Annotated in this window: 14 protein-coding genes; 6 read left to right on the top strand and 8 right to left on the bottom strand. The window is 72.6% G+C overall.

Annotated elements, in window-relative coordinates:
* The 8 genes from ACU436_RS03815 to ACU436_RS03780 are packed head-to-tail and all read right to left on the bottom strand — an operon-like array spanning position 1 to position 6,841.
* Complete coding sequence (locus ACU436_RS03815; protein WP_459021637.1) at positions 1 to 810, bottom strand: ABC transporter permease; 810 nt, start codon at positions 808 to 810, stop codon at positions 1 to 3.
* Complete coding sequence (locus ACU436_RS03810; protein ID WP_459021635.1) at positions 807 to 1,619, bottom strand: ABC transporter permease; 813 nt, start codon at positions 1,617 to 1,619, stop codon at positions 807 to 809. The genes ACU436_RS03815 and ACU436_RS03810 overlap by 4 nt, the downstream gene beginning before the upstream one ends.
* On the bottom strand, positions 1,616 to 2,380 hold the full coding sequence (locus tag ACU436_RS03805; RefSeq protein ID WP_459021633.1) for an ABC transporter ATP-binding protein: 765 nt from the start codon (positions 2,378 to 2,380) through the stop codon (positions 1,616 to 1,618). The genes ACU436_RS03810 and ACU436_RS03805 overlap by 4 nt, the downstream gene beginning before the upstream one ends.
* On the bottom strand, positions 2,380 to 3,384 hold the full coding sequence (locus tag ACU436_RS03800) for an ABC transporter substrate-binding protein (protein ID WP_459021631.1): 1,005 nt from the start codon (positions 3,382 to 3,384) through the stop codon (positions 2,380 to 2,382). The genes ACU436_RS03805 and ACU436_RS03800 overlap by 1 nt, the downstream gene beginning before the upstream one ends.
* Positions 3,385 to 3,909 carry a LeuD/DmdB family oxidoreductase small subunit gene (locus ACU436_RS03795; RefSeq protein WP_459021629.1) on the bottom strand — a complete coding sequence of 175 codons (525 nt, stop codon included), beginning with the start codon at positions 3,907 to 3,909 and terminating at the stop codon, positions 3,385 to 3,387. It lies immediately after the preceding gene.
* Positions 3,906 to 5,174 (bottom strand): 3-isopropylmalate dehydratase large subunit, encoded by a 1,269-nt coding sequence (locus ACU436_RS03790; protein ID WP_459021627.1) that lies wholly within the window; start codon positions 5,172 to 5,174, stop codon positions 3,906 to 3,908. Before ACU436_RS03790 ends, ACU436_RS03795 begins: the two co-directional genes overlap by 4 nt.
* A 3-nt stretch (positions 5,175 to 5,177) precedes the next feature.
* On the bottom strand, positions 5,178 to 6,053 hold the full coding sequence (locus tag ACU436_RS03785; RefSeq protein WP_459021625.1) for an isocitrate lyase/PEP mutase family protein: 876 nt from the start codon (positions 6,051 to 6,053) through the stop codon (positions 5,178 to 5,180).
* Positions 6,050 to 6,841 carry an IclR family transcriptional regulator gene (locus ACU436_RS03780; protein ID WP_459021623.1) on the bottom strand — a complete coding sequence of 264 codons (792 nt, stop codon included), beginning with the start codon at positions 6,839 to 6,841 and terminating at the stop codon, positions 6,050 to 6,052. Before ACU436_RS03780 ends, ACU436_RS03785 begins: the two co-directional genes overlap by 4 nt.
* A gap of 196 nt (positions 6,842 to 7,037) precedes the next feature.
* On the opposite strand from ACU436_RS03780, the gene ACU436_RS03775 reads away from it, so the two are divergent.
* From ACU436_RS03775 to add, 6 genes are all read left to right on the top strand, one after another.
* Complete coding sequence (locus ACU436_RS03775) at positions 7,038 to 7,643, top strand: helix-turn-helix domain-containing protein (protein ID WP_459021621.1); 606 nt, start codon at positions 7,038 to 7,040, stop codon at positions 7,641 to 7,643.
* A gap of 221 nt (positions 7,644 to 7,864) precedes the next feature.
* Positions 7,865 to 9,094, top strand: coding sequence for an MFS transporter (locus tag ACU436_RS03770; protein WP_459021619.1), 1,230 nt, complete (start codon positions 7,865 to 7,867; stop codon positions 9,092 to 9,094).
* Positions 9,095 to 9,101: 7 nt separating this feature from the next.
* Entirely contained in the window at positions 9,102 to 10,445 is a 1,344-nt protein-coding gene (locus ACU436_RS03765) for an FAD-dependent oxidoreductase (RefSeq protein WP_459021617.1), read from the top strand.
* Positions 10,442 to 11,623: a CaiB/BaiF CoA transferase family protein gene (locus ACU436_RS03760; protein ID WP_459021615.1), complete on the top strand. Its 1,182-nt coding sequence runs from the start codon at positions 10,442 to 10,444 to the stop codon at positions 11,621 to 11,623. The genes ACU436_RS03765 and ACU436_RS03760 overlap by 4 nt, the downstream gene beginning before the upstream one ends.
* The gene (locus ACU436_RS03755; protein ID WP_459021613.1) at positions 11,620 to 12,405 is read left to right on the top strand and encodes an enoyl-CoA hydratase-related protein; all 786 of its coding nucleotides are present in this window, start codon (positions 11,620 to 11,622) and stop codon (positions 12,403 to 12,405) included. Before ACU436_RS03760 ends, ACU436_RS03755 begins: the two co-directional genes overlap by 4 nt.
* Positions 12,402 to 13,376, top strand: coding sequence for an adenosine deaminase (add, locus tag ACU436_RS03750; RefSeq protein WP_459021611.1), 975 nt, complete (start codon positions 12,402 to 12,404; stop codon positions 13,374 to 13,376). The genes ACU436_RS03755 and add overlap by 4 nt, the downstream gene beginning before the upstream one ends.
* Positions 13,377 to 13,381 lie beyond the last annotated feature (5 nt).

Genomic DNA, 13,381 nt, shown 5'->3' with positions numbered 1-13,381 from the left:
TCACACCGCGGGCTCGTCGGTCACCTCGCGTCCGGCGAACCGGGCGGTGACCCGGTGCTCGAGCCGCAGGAGGAGCATCGTGGGCACGAGCGCGATCACCGCGATCAGCACGACCTCGCCGACGATGTTGCCCATCCGGACGAGCTGGACGTTCCGCAGCAGTTCCCCACCCAGCCCCGCGGAGCCGCCGAGCAGTTCGGCGATCAGCAGACCGAGGAACGTCAGGCCGAAGGCCAGCCGCATCCCCGTGACCGCGGACGGGACGACGCTCGGGACGACGATCTGGCGGATCACCCGCGGCGTGGACAGCCGCAGGCTCGCGGCGAGCTTGAGGTGGGTCCGGTCCACGCCCGTGGTGGCGCCGAGGATGATCAGCATCATCGGGATCACGCCGTGCAGGAAGGCGAAGCCGGCGCGGCTGACCTCGCCGAGGCCGAGGAACACGAGGAACAGCGGGTACAGCGTGATCTTCGGGATGCTGTACACGGCGTAGACGAGGGGCGAGAGCACGTCGGACCAGAACGTGCTCAGGCCGACGAGGAAGCCCAGCGCGGACCCGACGACCACGGCGAGCGCGTAGGAGACGGCCAGGACCAGGAGGGTCTCCGACAGCGACTCGAGGAAGCTCCCCGAGCCGAGGTCTGCGACCAGGGTGCCGGCCGCCTCCACCGGGGTCGGGAACACGGCGCTGTCCAGCGCGGCCGCCGCCGCGTGCCAGCAGAGCAGCGCGGCGACCAGGAGCAGCAGCGGCGCGACGGCCGGTTCGAGGGCGCGGCGGGCGCCCCGCGGGGCCGGGGGAGCGGCGGTCACGACCGCCTCCAGTCGAACCGGTCGAGGACGGCGCTGAGCGCGAGGTTCGCCCCGAGCGCGAACAGGCAGACGAACAGGATGCCGGCGTACATCTCCTCGGAGTCGAACGTGATGTACGCGTGGGAGATGAACTGCCCGAGCCCGCGCGTCGCGAGGATGAACTCGGTGGCGAGCACGCCGATCAGGGCGTACACGAAGCCCAGCTTCATGCCGGCCGCGATGTTCGGCGCCGCCGAGGGCAGCAGCACCTTCCACAGGTACGTGCCGGGGCGCAGCCGCAGCGACGCCGCGAGCTTGTCGACCGTCGGCGGCACGGAGTCGAAACCGTTGAGCGCGTTGGCCGCGATGACCACCGAGCTGAACGCCACCGCGAGCAGGATGATCGGGATCGCGCCGGTGCCGAAGAGCACCACGAGGATCGGGTAGAGCGCGAACGTCGGCACGGCGTAGTAGACGTTGAGGTAGGGCTGCACCGCGCGGCGCCACCAAACGGCGCGCCAGAGGGTGTAGGCGAGCCCGACCCCGAGCGCCGTGGCGAGCGTGAAGCTCACGGCGATGAGCCCCACCGTCCACAGCAGGTCGCCCACGAGGAACTCCGGGTCGACGAGCAGGGCGGCGATCCCGGCCAGCATCTCGCTCACCGGGATGAGGTCGGTGCCGTCGACGACGCCCGAGCGGGCCAGCAGCTCGACCGCAACGACCAGCCCCGCGCCCACGAGTGCCGTCCACGCCGGCGCGCGCAGCCCCAGCACCCGCTCCGGGCGCGGCCGGACGTAGCGCGGCACCCCGGTCGCGCGGCGGCCGGTCACCGCTTCACCCGCATCGCCGACCCGGCCTCGTCCCGCAGCAGCGACCAGAGCCGCTCGACGGCGGCGGTCGCCGTGGGCGTCGTCAGGTCCTCCGTGGAGCGCGGCCGGTCCAGCGCGATCGGCAGCTCCTCGAGGACGCGGCCGGGGCGCGCGCTCATCACCACGACCCGGTCGGACAGCAGGACGGCCTCCTGCAGGCTGTGGGTCACGAACAGCACCGAGCAGGACAGTCGTTCCACCACGCGCAGCAGTTCGGACGCCATGAGCAGGCGGGTCTGCTCGTCGAGCGCGCCGAACGGCTCGTCCGCGAGGATCAGGTCCGGGTCCATCGACAGGCAGCGGGCGATCGCGACCCGCTGCCGCATGCCGCCCGACAGCTGGGACGGCCGGGCGTTCTCGAACCCGGCGAGCCCGACGACCTCGACGAGCTCGCGGGCGCTGGCGTGCCGTTCGGCCCGGCCCATCCCGCGCGACTCCAGCCCGAACGCGACGTTGTCGAGCACGGTGCGCCATGGCAGCAGCGCCGAGTCCTGGAAGATGATCGACGTCGCGTCCCGCGGGCCCGTGACCGGTTCCCCCGAGATCGCGATGGTGCCCGAGTCGGGGACCTGCAGGCCGGCCACGAGCTCGAGCAGGGTGGACTTGCCGCACCCGCTCGGGCCCACGACCGACACGAACTCGCCGCGGCGGACCGAGAGGTCGACCGGGTCGAGCGCGTGGACGGACCCGAACCGCCGGGTGACCCCGCTGATCTCGATCATCAGCAGGTGACCGGGAGCTGGAAGCGCGCCCCCTCGGGCAGGTACTGCGGGTCGAACAGCTCGCAGTAGGGGATCTCCCCCTCGAAACCCGAGAGCGCGATGGCCCGGTCGGCGCTGCCCAGGGCCTCGGTCTTGATCCCCGCCGACCACGTGTCGAGCTCCGCCGCGCTGCGGACGGCGGCCACCGCCATCTCCATCGGCAGGTCCGTGTGCGCGGCGTAGAGTGCGCCCGCCTCCTCGATGTGGTCGTGGATCCACCGCGCGGACTCGTCGTAACCCGCGAGGACCGCCGACACGACCTCGGGGTTGTCCTCGGCGTAGTCGGAGGTCGTGGTGATCACGGTCTGCTGGAAGGACTTGATGTACTCGTGGGTGGGCACCACGAGCCGGAACGTGTCGGGGTTCTTGGCGCGGACCGCGTCGGGGACGATCGCCGCGTCGACGGCACCCGACTCGAGGAGGGCGACCCCCTCGCCGATGCCACCCGATGCGACCCGCTCGACCGGCTGCTCGGCGATGCCGGCGGCCTCGGGGACGAGGTGGGTCAGGGACTCGGTGACGGAGCCCGGGTTCGTGAACGCCCAGGTCCGGATGCCCTCGACACCCTGCACGGCGGTGTTGGAGGACAGCGCGTAGAAGTCGAGGCCGTAGAGGCTCTGGAAGGCGCCGCCGACGGCCTTGACCTCGGTGCCCTCGGCCGCGGCGTCGACCACCGCGGGGTAGCTGACCTCTCCGATCGCCAGGTCGCCGCTGATCAGGTTGCGCAGGGTCGTGCTGCCGCCCTGGCCCGGGACGAGCTCCCCGATCCGGACCCCGCGCTTCTCGAAGAAGCCCTGGTCCATGCCGACGAGCCAGGGCACGGTGTAGGTCTCGGTGGCGTTGGTGACGGTGATGTCGATCGTGACCGGGTTGTTCGGGTCGGGCGGGGCGCTGCCGCCACCCGAACAGGCGGCGGCGAGCAGCAGCGCCATCGAGGCGGCTCCTGCGGTCAGCGTGCGGCGCATCTACGCGTTCCTCTCCGCCCCGGGGTTGAGGTGACCGTCGCGTTCCAGCTGGGCGATCAGGCCTCCCGCGCGCAGCACGCGCAGGAGGAAGTCGGGGATCGGCGGGCCCGCCAGCAGTTGGCCGGTGCGGTGGTCGAGCACGGTGCCCGCGGCGACGTCGACGTCGAGGGTGTCGCCGTCGGTGACCTCTTCCGCGATGCCCGGAACCGTCAGGGCCGGCAGGCCGTAGTTGATGCAGTTGCGCAGGAACAGCGAGTTGAACTCCTCCGCCAGCAGGCACCGGACGCCGAGCTCCTGGAACAGCAGCGCCACCGGCCGGCTCGAACCGAGGCCGAAGTTGCGCCCGCCGACGACGATGTCGCCCGGCCGGACCTGCCGGGGCCAGTCGGGCCTCGTGGCGTCGAACATGTGCCGCGCGGCCTCGGGTACGGGCAGCTTCATCGCGAAGCCCGGGTACATGTCGTCGGTGTTGATCTCGTCGCCGAACACCCACGCCCGGCCGCTGACGGGCTCCTCGCCGTTCACGACGCCACCCCCGCGGGGGCCACGTCGCGGACGTCGCTGATCCGGCCGCGCAATGCCGACGCGGCCACCGTGGCGGGGGACGCCATGTAGATCGACGCCTCCCGGCTGCCCATCCGGCCGGTGAAGTTGCGGGTGCTGGCGGTGATGCAGACCTCGCCGGGCCCGACGACCCCCATGTGGTAGCCGAAGCACGCCCCGCACGTCGAGTTCGTGACGACCGCGCCCGCGGCGACCAGGGTCTCGACGTAGCCGCGCCGCACCGCCTCCAGGTAGACGGCCTGGGAGGCGGGGGTGACGATGAGGCGGACGCCCGGCGCCACCGTGTGTCCCCGCACCACCTCGGCCGCAGTGGCCAGGTCGGCGAGCTGGCCGTTCGCGCACGAGCCGATGAACGCCTGCTGGATCGCCACGTCCGCCACGGTCGAGACCGGCCGCGTGTTGTGGATGACGGTGCCGGGTTCGGCGACCATCGGTTCCACGGCGGACAGGTCGATCTCGCGGACCTCGGCGTAGTCGGCGTCCGGGTCGGGCAGGACCGGGTCCGGCCGCGCGTCCGGTGCCACCGAGGCGACGAACTCGAGGCACGCCTCGTCGGCCGGGAAGATCGAGAAGTCGGCGCCGACCTCGGCGCCCTGCGTCGCGATCGTCCGGCGGTCCGACATCGGCAGGGCGGCGAGGCCCGGCCCGCCGAACTCGAGCGCGCAGTTCGTGGCGTCGCCGTACGTTCCGGCGATCCGCAGGAAGACGTCCTTGCCGTTGACCCACGGCTGCGGCGCCCCGGTCAGCTCGTAGCGGATCGTCGGCGGGACGCGGTGCCACGTGGTGCCGGTGCAGACGATCGAGAGGATCTCGGCGGGGCCGAGCCCGCGCGCGGCGCAGTTGTAGGCCCCTGCGGCGCACGTGTGCGAGTCGGTGCAGGCCACGAGCGTCCCCGGCAGGGCGAGCCCCTGCTCGGCGAGGACCTGGTGGACGATCCCGTGGTTGCCGACGTCGAAGAACTTGTCGATGCCGTGCCGCGCCGCGAACTCCCGTGCGTGCGTGCCGGCCTCGGCCTCGCGCAGCCCGGGGGCGGGCACCGCGTGGTCCATGACGATCGCCAGGCGGTCGGGGTCGTGGACGGCGACCACGTCGAGCAGCCGGTCCCACAGGAACTGGATGTCGAGCAGCACGGTCATGTCGACGGTGCAGACGGCGATGTCGCCGGGCCGCACCGAGTCCCGGCCGGCCGCGCGGGCCAGCACCTTCTCGATCAGCGTGCCCGCCACGGCTCAGGCCGTCCCGGCGAGCTGGTGGCGTTCCCGCAGGTCCTCCCAGAAGGGGAGACCGAGCGCGTCGAAGAGCTCGTGCGGCGACAGCTGGGGCACCTCGCCGTCGTTGTGCCGGCCGGCGCGCAACGCCTGGAGCGCGGCGCCGATCGCCACGCCCGCGGCGCCGATGCACAGCCCGGGCGCGATGATCACCCGGTACCCGAGGCGGGCGAGCTCGGCGTGGTCCACGGCCGGGGTGTGCCCGCGCGGCACGTCGTTGAACAGGCAGGGCACGGAGAACTCCGACGGGACCCGTTCGATCTGCTCCACCGTCTGCGGGGCCTCGACGAAGATGACGTCGGCGCCCGCCCGCTCGTAGAGCTTCGCCCGGCGCAGCGCCTCGTCGAACCCGAGCGGCGCGAGCGCGTCGGTGCGGGCGATGATCAGCATGTCCTCGTCGGTGCGCGCCTCCCGGGCGGCCCGCAGCTTCGCGACGAACTCCTCCGCGGGGACGACCTCCTTGCCGGCCAGGTGGCCACAGCGCTTGGGGAAGGCCTGGTCCTCCAGCTGGATCGCCGACACGCCCGCGCGCTCGTACTCGCCGACGGTGCGGTACACGTGCGCGATGTCGCCGAACCCGGTGTCGGCGTCGGCGATGAGGGGGATGTCGCCGAGCACCGCGGTGAGCCGCTCGGCGGCCTGGCGCATCTCGGTGAGCGTCGTGAGGCCGAGGTCGGGCCGCCCGATCACGCTGGCCGCGACGCCCGCGCCCGTCATGTAGGCCGCCGGGAACCCGGCTCCCCGCACGAGGGCGGCGGACAGGCCGTCGTAGACGCCGGGTGCGAGCACGGGAGCCGGCTCGGCGAGCCGGGCGCGCAGATTCTGGCGTGCGGTCATTCGGATCTTCCTTTCCTGCCGCCGATGGCGTGCGAGAGCACGGACGCGCTCGCCGCCACCGCAGGTCCCAGGTCGGTCACGTGCTCGGTGGTGAGGCGGAAGTACGGCGCGCCGACGCTGAGCACCGCGAGCAGGCGCCCGGCCGGCCCGAACACCGGCGCGGCGACGGAGCTCAGGCCGACCTCGCGCTCCTGGTCGGCGAACACGTAGCCCACCTCGCGGCCGGCGGCCAGCTGACGCTCGACATCGCCCCAGTCGGTGATCGTGCCCGGCGTGAGCCGCTGGAGCCCGAGGTCCTTCGCACGCTCGAGGGCGGCCGGGTCCCACGCCATGAACACCTTCCCGGCGGCGCCCGCCGCGAGCGGCATCGCCTCGCCCACGGCACCCCGGAAGACGATCGAGTGCCGCGACTCGGCGACGTCGACGATCACGCGTTGCGCGTCCTGCCGGACGAAGAGCACGGTGGTCTCGCCGGTGTCGTCGCGCAGCCCGCGGACCACCGGCCCGGCGGCCGCGAGGAGCACGGAGCCCGCGGTGGCCGCGGCACCCCACACGAGCACCCGGAGCCCGATCCGGTAGACGTCGCCCTGGCGCTGCAGCAGGTCCTGTTCCACGAGCGTGCGCACGATCCGCAGGCAGGTGGTGGCCGGGAGCCCGGTGCGTTCGCGGATGTCCCCGACGCGCATCGCCGGGTTGTCCGTGGAGAAGCAGTCGAGGACCTTGCCCGCCTTCTCCAGCACCTGGACCGAGCCGGATCGCTCGACCATCTGCGTCGACAGCACTGTCACGCCTCCTGATCCGCATCGCGGACATCAGAACTGCATGGTGGATGCCTAGGTGGTGCCGGGTGCGCCTGTCAAGGGCGTGGCATCCGCCGGCGAGCGCCCTGGCAGAGTGAAGAACTTCAACATCGTGTGCCCCCGACCCTTGTCTGGATGAAGAACTTCAGTATTCTGAGGTCTCCGGCGTGGAGGTGGCACTGGCATGACTGATCGGGACGTACGACCCGGGCAGGATCTGCCGGTCGCAGCGATGTTGGGCGAGGTCGGCAACCAGGTCCGCTCACTGCGCAAGGAGGCCGGTCTCACGCTCGAACGGCTCGCCGAGCTGTCCGGGCTGAGCACCGGGATCGTCAGTCAGATCGAGCGCGGGCTGGCCAACCCGTCGTTCGGCACGCTGGTGCAGCTCGCGCACGGGCTCGGCATCCCGGTCGGGGGCCTGTTCCAGGTCTCGGACCGGCACCGCTCGCCCGTGGTGCGCCGGTCCGAGCGCCGCCGGTTGGACGGCCACGGCATCGCCGACGACGGCGCCCGCTACGAGCTGCTCACCCCTGACCTCACCGGAGCGCTCGAGGCGACCTGGGTGGAGACCCCGCCCGGGTACGACTCGAGCGCGAACCCCTACCGCCACCAGGGCGAGGAGTTCGGGCTGGTGCTGTCCGGGCGCAAGGACGTCTACCTCGACGGGAAGCGGCACGAGCTCGGTCCGGGCGACTCGATCCGCTATCCGTCGACCACACCGCACTGGTACGTCAACCCCGGTGACGAGACCTGCACGGCCGTCTGGGTGATCACCCCGCCCACCTGGTGACGGGTCGGCCCGCCGGGGCCGCAGAGATCACGTTCGAGATCACGTACTTCGGCGCACGCCTCCGGCGTGCTGCTCGACCGCGCCCTGCGGGGCCCCCTTGTCCGACGCGCCGCGCGCGTCCATGGCTTTCAAAGGCGAACACCATGACCGTGACACCCTCATCGACAGCTCCTGCTACGCCACCTCCGTCGCCCGGCACCACGGCTGTCACGCGGAAGGCGATGCTCGGCCTCGGGCTGGGCAACACCCTCGAGTGGTACGACTGGATGGTCTTCGGACTGCTCTCGGCGTTCCTCGGGCCGCACTTCTTCCCGTCCGAGGACCCGGTGTCGGCCACGTTGAGCGCGCTGGCGGTCTTCGCCGTCGGGTTCGCCGTGCGCCCGCTGGGCGGCGTGCTGTTCGGCGTCGCGGCCGACCTGATCGGGCGCAGGCGCGTGATGATCGGCTCGGTCGCGCTGATGGCGGTCACCACGCTGGTCATCGCGTTGACCCCGACCTACGGCGCGATCGGCGTGTGGGCCGGCGTGATCCTCGTCGGGTGCCGGCTGCTGCAGGGGATCTCGACGGGCATCGAGGCCCCGTTGTCGACGTCCTACGCCGTCGAGCTCAACCCGGCGGGCCGCGAAGGTCGCGCTGCGGGGTACATCAGCTTCTTCGTCAACCTCGGGATCCTGCTCGCGTCGCTGGTCAGCTTCGCCACCAGCGCGATGATCGGCGGCGACGCGATGCAGGAGTGGGGCTGGCGGATCCCGTTCGTCATCGGCGCCGCGCTCGGCGTCGTCGTGATCTGGTTGCGGCGCGCGCTGCCGGAGACCCTGCACGAGGAGGAGCGGGCGGAGTCGTCGTCGGGCTCGGTGGCCCGCGGCGTCGGGAGGCACTGGCTCGGGCTGCTGGCCATCGTGTTCGTGGTGGGGTCCGCGCAGGCCTACAACTACGCCTGGAACGTCGGCCTGCCGAACCTCGCCCGCGGCACCTTCCGCGAGGACCCGACGGCCGTGTTCGGCCTCACCACCGTGCTCGGGATCGTGCTGCTCGTGGGGTCGCCCGTCACGGGCGCGCTGGCCGATCGCTACCGGCTGTCGCGCACGTTCGTGGTGACGCGGTTGCTGGCGGTGCCGTCGGTGTTCCTGATGCTGCTCTACGACGGCCCCGGGATCGTCGGGTTCGCGGCCGTGCTGCTCGGCGGCTCGATCGTGCTGGTGCTCAACATGACGCTCTACAACGTCGTGGCGACGTCGCTGATGCCGAAGTCCTGCCGGGCCACCGGGGTGGCGCTCGGGTACGGCGTGGCGGTCGCGCTGTTCGGCGGCACCGCCTCCTACCTGCTGGTGTGGCTGCAGCAGCGGGAGCTCGACTGGCTGTTCCCCGTCTACGCGGCCGTCCTGTCCCTTGTCAGTGTGGTGCTCTACGTGGCGGCCCGCCGCCGCGGCGGCACCTTCGCGGGTGAATGAGGAAGCGATGCAGCTGTCCGATCTGACCGATCCGGTGGTGCGCCGGTCCGACGTCGTGGTCGTGGGCGGTGGGCCGGCCGGGGTGAGCGCGGCCGTCGCCGCGGCCCGCACCGGCGCGAGCGTCACGCTCGTCGAGCGCTACGCGGCGCTCGGCGGGCTGGCGTCCGGCGGCATGGTGCTCGTGCTCGACGACATGGTGAACGGCCCGGAGGTGTCGGTCACCGGGATCGTCGCGGAGTACATCGAGCGCCTCGAGAAGCTGGGCCTCGCGGTCTCCCCGCCGGAGTCGGACCGGTACTCCTCGGTCGAGACGTGGAACCGGTGGGGCCGCTTCGGCGTCTTCGACTTCCATCAGCACGTCACGCCGAAGCCGATCTGCTACGCCGTCGCGTTCGACCCGGACGGCTGGAAGCGGGTGTCGAACGACCTGGTCCGCGAGGCGGGCGTGCACCTGCGCCTGCACTCGTGGTTCTCCCGCCCCGTGCTGGACGGCGACCGCCTGGCCGGGGTCGTCTGCGAGACGAAGCAGGGCCCGCAGGCGGTGCTGGGCGACGTCGTCGTCGACACCACCGGGGACATCGACGTCGCCTCCCGCGCCGGGGCCGACTACGTGCACGACAGCTACCTGACCACGCTGGTGTTCCGCCTCGGCGGGGTGGACACGGACGCCGCGGAGCGCTTCGAGCAGGAGGACCCGCGCGCGGCGAGGGCGATCAACCGGACGGTCAAGCGGATGCTCGGTGGCGCCTGGGAGCTGTGGTGGCTCAAGACCCCGCTGCCCGGTGTCGTGTGGTGCAACTGCCCCCACATGACCGGCTACGACGGCGCCGACCCCGAGTCGCTCACCGAGGCGGAGTTCGACGCCCGCGCCCGCATCGGCGCGGTCGTCGACCACATCCGCGAGCACCTGCCCGGGTTCGAGAACTGCTACGTCGTGGACGTCGCCGAGCAGATGGGCGTGCGCCAGACCCGCCTGCTGCAAGGTGAGTACGTGGTGACCAAGGACGACATCAACGAGCGCAGGCACTTCGCCGACTCGGTGGCCCGCGGCCGCGACTACTACACGCCCTACCGCGCGCTGCTCCCGCGCGGCGTCGACCAGCTCCTGGTGGCCGGGCGGCACTACTCCGCCACGCCCGACGCGCAGAAGATCTCCCGGGAGATCCCGCCGTGCATGGCGATGGGCCAGGCCGCCGGGATCGCGGCGGCCCTGGCCGTGGACGCCGGCGTGACCGTCCGCGAGCTGGACGCGGCGGCGATCCAGCGGACGATGCGGGTGCAGGGCGCCGACCCCGGAGACGTGCCCGCCGCCAACGCGACCATCACCGATCCCGTGGAGGTTCCCTCATGACCCTGCCGCTCGCCGGCGTCACCGTCGTCGACTTCACGCAGGTCTACATGGGTCCCAGCTGCACGCAGCTGCTGGGGGACTACGGGGCCGACGTCGTCAAGATCGAACGTCCGGGCGTCGGGGACCTGTCCCGGTCCTCGATCACGGACCCGGACGGTCCCGACAACCCGATCTTCCTGTCCATCAACCGCAACAAGCGCAGCGTCTCCGTCGACACCCGCACGGCCGAGGGCGTGGCCGTCGTGCACCGGCTCATCCGGGACGCCGACGTCGTCGTCAGCAACTTCCGCTCCGGCGTGATGGAGCGCATCGGGTTCGGCTACGAGCGGTGCCGGGAGCTCAACCCGCGGGTGATCTGGGCGTCCGGCACCGGGTTCGGGGACTCCGGGCCGTACGCGCACAAGGGCGGCCAGGACGTCGTCGCGCAGGCCTACTCCGGGGTGATGTGGCGGCGGGAGTCCGAGGACGTGCCGCTCTCGGTCTACCCGACGACGCTCTGCGACTACACCACCGGCATGCACCTGATGCAGGGCATCCTGCTCGCCCTGCTCGCGCGGGGCACCACGGGCGAGGGGCAGAAGGTGGAGGTGACCATGTACGACTCGATGCTGCACACGCAGATGCAGGAGGCGTGCATGCAGCTCAACCGCGGCCGGGAGGTCAACTGGGCGGCGATGCCGCTGTCCGGGGTCTTCGAGACCACCGACGGCGCCGTCTGCATGGTGGGCGCGTTCAAGGAGAACCCGCTGCGTGACATCTCCTCGGCGCTGGAGCTCGCCGAGGACCTGTCGCAGCGCCCGGAGTACGCCACGCTCGACCGCCAGACCGAGCACCGCCCGCAGCTGCAGGCGATCTTCCGCGAGCGGTTCGCCACGAACTCCACCGAGTACTGGGTGAAGCGGCTGGAGGAGGTCGACATCCTGTGCGCGCCGGTCCACAGCCTCGAGCAGGCACTGGCCGACGAGCAGACCGCGGTGAACCGGATGGTGCTGGAGATGCAGCATCCGACGGCCGGGCGGGTCCGCGCACTGGACGCGCCGATCCGCCTCTCCGCGACCCCGGCGCAGGTGCGGCGGGTGCCCCCGCGGCTGGGCGAGCACAACGCGGAGGTGCTCGCGGAGCACGGCTATGCCGCCGACGACGTGGCGGCGCTGGTCGAGGCGAAGGTGCTGCGGTGACCGACGACGTCGGGTTCGAGATCAGCGACCACGTCGCCCGCGTCACCATCGACCGGCCGGCCGTGCTCAACGCGGTGGACGGGCCCACGCACGAGCGGCTCTGCGAGATCTGGGACCTGATCGAGGCCGACCGCGACGTTCGCGCCGTCGTCGTCACCGGCGCGGGGGAGCGGGCGTTCTGCGTCGGCGCGGACATGTCCGCGGCCGCGATCGCCAAGACCGGCCTGGAGTACTGGGCCGACCTCGACCCGAACGGCTTCGGCGGGCTCTCCCTGCGCACCACGCTGGACGTCCCGGTGATCGCGCGCGTGAACGGCTACGCGCTCGGCGGCGGCATGGAGATGGTGCTGGGCTGCGACATCGTGATCGCTGCCGAGCACGCGAGGTTCGGGCTCACCGAACCGCGGGTCGGCCGGCTCCCGCTCGACGGCGGGGTCTTCCAGCTGGTCCGCCGGGTCCCGCACACACAGGCGATGGGCATGCTGCTCACCGGCCGCCGCGCGGAGGCGGCCGAGATGCGGGCGATGGGCCTGGTGAACGAGGTGGTCCCGGCCGCAGAGCTGGATGCCGCCGTCGACCGCTGGCTGGCCGACGTCCTGGCGTGCGCGCCGACCTCGCTGCGCGCGGTGAAGCAGATGGTGCAACGCACCGCGCACCTGTCCGCGCAGGAGGCACGGGACCAGCGGCTCCCCGCGCTGATGGCCGCGCTCGACAGCGAGGACAGCAAGGAGGGGGTGCGCGCCTTCCAGGAGAAGCGCGCTCCGGTCTGGCCCGGCCGGTGAGTGCCGACCTGGTGGCTCTCCCGAAGGCGGAGCTGCACCTGCACCTGGAAGGGGCGATCCGCCCGTCCACCGCGGCGGAGCTCGCCGCCCGCTCCGGGAGGCCGCTGCCGGCCACCGGGACCTTCCCGGACCTGGCCGAGTTCGTCCGGGCCTACGAGGCGGCCCGCGACCTCGTCGGAAGCCTCGACGACCTGCGCCGGATCGGGTGCGAGCTGGTGCAGGACGCGGCCGCGCGGGGCGTCGTCTGGTCGGAGGTGCACCTCGTCCCGCCGACGTACGCCGGCCGCCTCGGGCCCGACGAGGCCGTGCTGGAGGCCGTGCTCGACGGGCTCGCCGCCGGTGCCGGGCCCGGGTCCGCCGCCGGCGTGATCGTCGGCGTCAACCGGGGGCTGCCGCCGGAGGCGGCGGAACGGTCCCTGCGCCTGGCCATGGCCTACGCGGACGCGGGCGTGGTCGGGCTCGGACTCGCCGGCGACGAGGCGAGCCACCCCGCCACGCTGTTCACCGACCTGTTCGCCCGCGCCCGGGACGTGGGACTGCGCGCGCTGCCGCACGCGGGCGAGGGCGCCGGGCCGGACAGCGTCCGTGCCTGCGTGGAGTCGCTCGGGGCCGCGCGGATCAACCACGGCGTCCGCGCCGTGGAGGATCCCGCGCTGCTCGACCTGCTCGCCGAGCGGGAGATCTGCCTCGACGTCTGCCCGTCGTCGAACATCGCGCTCAGCGTGTTCCCCTCCCTGGAGGAGCACCCCCTGCCGCGGCTGCTCGCCGCGGGCGTCCCGGTGTCGCTCGGCAGCGACTGCCCGCTGTTCCTCGGTGTCACGCTGGTCGACGAGTACCGGACCGCGACCGAACGCCTCGGCCTCGGCCCGTCCGACGTCGCGCGGGTGGCGGGCACGTCGATCACCGCGAGCTCGTGCCCGCCGGACCGGCGCGCCGCCGCGCTCGCCGACCTCCGCTCCTGGCTCCCCTGAGCCCC

The organism is Pseudonocardia wallangbongensis (genome assembly GCF_054486945.1).
The sequence above is the reverse complement of the archived record's forward strand: the minus strand, read 5'-3'. Positions and strand labels throughout refer to the sequence as shown.